Source organism: Yoonia sp., from assembly GCF_036007805.1.
GTDB lineage: Bacteria > Pseudomonadota > Alphaproteobacteria > Rhodobacterales > Rhodobacteraceae > Yoonia.
The window spans coordinates 1-3,001 of record NZ_DASYOK010000107.1 but is presented as its reverse complement, the minus strand read 5'-3'; the positions used below and the strand labels follow the sequence as shown (position 1 = coordinate 3,001).

The following is a 3,001-nucleotide window of genomic DNA, read 5'->3' as shown; positions in this document are numbered from 1 at the left end:
TCCGCAACCTCCAGCATCGTTGGCGTGAGGTTCGAGCCTGCGATCCGGAAGCGTTCATCATCAAAGCTGACCGCACCGGCCTCGACACCTTCGGCATCCGCAAGAAAAGCGGTAAAGCCCTCAAGCATCACATCAACCGCTGCCAGTGTTGCTGTATTCTGCACGGTAACCGACCGCGACCCGCCCGTTCCACCACCAGTGGGAATACGGTCACTATCGCCTTGCACGACAGTAATCTGGCCCGCAGGAATACCGGTCTGGTCCGACAGGAATTGCGCATAGACTGTTTCATGGCCCTGCCCGTTGGACTGGGTGCCGACATAGATCGTGGCACCCTCGGGCGTAAATTCTACGGCAGTTGTCTCGGACGGATTTCCAAGGATGCTTTCGATATAGTAGCAAAGCCCCTGCCCTCGCAGTTTGCCAGATTTTGCCGATGCTGCCTTGCGCATAGCATAGCCTGCGCGGTCGGCTTCGCGGTCTGCACTGGCCAGAACCATCGCGAAATCACCCACGTCATAGGTCACCCCTGAAACGGTGGTGTAAGGAAAATTGGCAGGTGTGATGAAGTTCTTTTCGCGCAATGTCCAAGGATCAACGCCCAACTGTCTTGCGGCCTCATCCACAATGCGTTCGAGTACGAAAATCGCCTCGGGCCGTCCAGCGCCGCGATAGGCGTCAACGGGGGTCGTATTGGTATAGACCCCCCGCGTGCGCATGTAGGCCGTCTGGACGTCATAGGTGCCCATCAGAACTTTGGCAAAGAGCTCGGTCTGGATATTTTGCGCGAACTGCGAATTATACGCACCCATATTTGCAATCGTATCAAGCTGATACGCCGTGATGCGATAGTTATCATCAAAGGCAAGTGTTGCCGTCGAGGTCAGATCACGACCGGCATTGTCCGATAACATCGCCTCGCCCCTGTCGGACATCCAGCGCACGGGGCGGCCCAGGACGCGGGCGGCATGGGCGACACAAAACGGCTCGGGGTAGCGCATTGCCTTCATCCCGAAACCGCCGCCCACATCGGGCGTTGTCACACGGATATCGGCAGGATCAAGATTGAAGTGGCGTGCCAGATCGACCTTGGGCACCCAAACCCCTTGCCCGTTCAGCGCCACATGCAAACGGCCGTCAGCGACCTCGGCATAGCATCCGCGCGGCTCGAGCGAATTGGCAATGATGCGGTTGTCCATCACGTCGACGGTGACGACATGCGCGGCCTCTTGGATGCGGGCCTGTGTAGCGGCTGCATCGCCAAGCTCCCAGTCAAACGCCAGATTTTTGGGCGCTTCCGCATGGATTGCTTCACCCCCAACCGTCAAAGCGACATGCACCGGCAGATCATCAATTTCCACGAGGATCACCTCGGCGGCGTCTTTGGCGGCTGATAAGGTGTCAGCGACGATCATGACAATGGCCTCGCCCACATGTCGCACACGGCCCCGCGCGAGCAGCGGGCGCTCGGGCGCTGCACCCCGCGATCCATCACGGTTCTTCACAGTTGACCCAGCCAATCCCAAAATCACGCCGGCCGCCGCAAGATCATCGGCGGTCACAACCAGATGGACGCCAGGCATTGCGCGCGCTTCATCGACATCAAGCGTGGTGATCTCGCCATGGGCGGTTGTGGCGCGCAGGAAGTATGCGAATAGCGCATCCGCTGGCGCGACATCATCAATGTAGCGACCATGGCCGGTCAAAAACCGCTGGTCCTCGACCCGTCTCACCGATTGGCTCTTGCCGAATTTTTCCATTGCTGCACCTCGCTTGCTTGACGCAGACCCTAGCGGTGGATCGGTCCAAGTCCAGCGGCAACACTGAAAAGCCGTTTTTCATCAGCTAAGGTGGGTTTAAACCCACCTTACCCTTCCCCTCACCGTATCGGCGGGTTATTTGCGCAGCAAACACAGCAAGGACCAAACCGATGCCGATGGAAAAGACATTCGACGCCAAGACAGCAGAACCCCGGCTTTACAAAATGTGGGAAGATGCAGGCGCTTTCAAAGCAGGCGCCAATGCCAGCCGCGATGAAACCTTTTGCATCATGTTGCCGCCCCCCAATGTGACGGGCCACCTGCACGTCGGACACGCCTTTAACCATACCATCATGGACATGCTGACCCGCTGGAAGCGGATGCAGGGCTACGACACGCTCTGGCAACCGGGGCTGGATCATGCGGGTATCGCCACGCAATTGATGGTGGAAAAAGACCTTGCGGCAAAAGGCCTGCCAAAGCGCACCGAGATGGGGCGCGAGAAATTCCTCGAGAAAGTCTGGGAATGGAAGGCGGCCAACGGCGGGCAGATCGAACAACAAGCGCGGCGCTTGGGCGACAGCATGGACTGGTCCCGTTCGGCCTTTACCATGTCCGGTGCTGAAAGCGCACCAGCAACGGAAAAACCCGGCAATTTCCACGACGCCGTGCTCAAGGTCTTTGTCGAGATGTACGGGCAAGGCCTGATCTATCGCGGCAAGCGTCTGGTCAACTGGGACCCGCATTTCGAGACCGCGATTTCCGACCTTGAGGTCGAGAATATCGAGGTCGACGGCCATATGTGGCACTTCAAATACCCGCTGGCCGGTGGCGAGACCTATGAATACGTCGAGAAGGACGAAGACGGCAACGTGACCCTGCGCGAAACGCGGGATTACATTTCCATCGCCACGACCCGCCCTGAAACCATGCTGGGCGACGGGGCTGTGGCCGTTCACAAGGATGACGAACGCTATGCGCCCATCGTCGGCAAGCTGTGCGAAATCCCTGTTGGGCCGAAAGAGCAACGCCGCCTGATCCCGATCATCACGGACCCCTACCCCGACATGACTTTTGGCTCGGGTGCTGTGAAAATCACCGGCGCGCATGACTTCAACGACTATGAGGTCGCCAAGCGCGGCAACATCCCGATGTATTCGCTGATGGATACCAAGGGAAACATGCGCGCAGACGGCAAGCCCTACGCCGAAGAGGCCGCGATTGCCCAAGCCATCGCCAAT

Annotated in this window: 2 protein-coding genes; one reads left to right on the top strand and one right to left on the bottom strand. The window is 58.6% G+C overall.

Annotated elements, in window-relative coordinates; all coding sequences use genetic code 11:
* Window positions 1-1,760 (bottom strand): xanthine dehydrogenase family protein molybdopterin-binding subunit (locus VGP75_RS06030; protein WP_327542790.1); only part of this gene is annotated, 1,760 nt, incomplete at its 3' end.
* A 170-nt stretch (window positions 1,761-1,930) separates the two neighbouring features.
* Here VGP75_RS06030 and VGP75_RS06025 point away from each other — a divergent pair.
* A partial coding sequence (locus VGP75_RS06025) for a class I tRNA ligase family protein (RefSeq protein WP_327542789.1) occupies window positions 1,931-3,001 on the top strand: 1,071 nt, incomplete at its 3' end.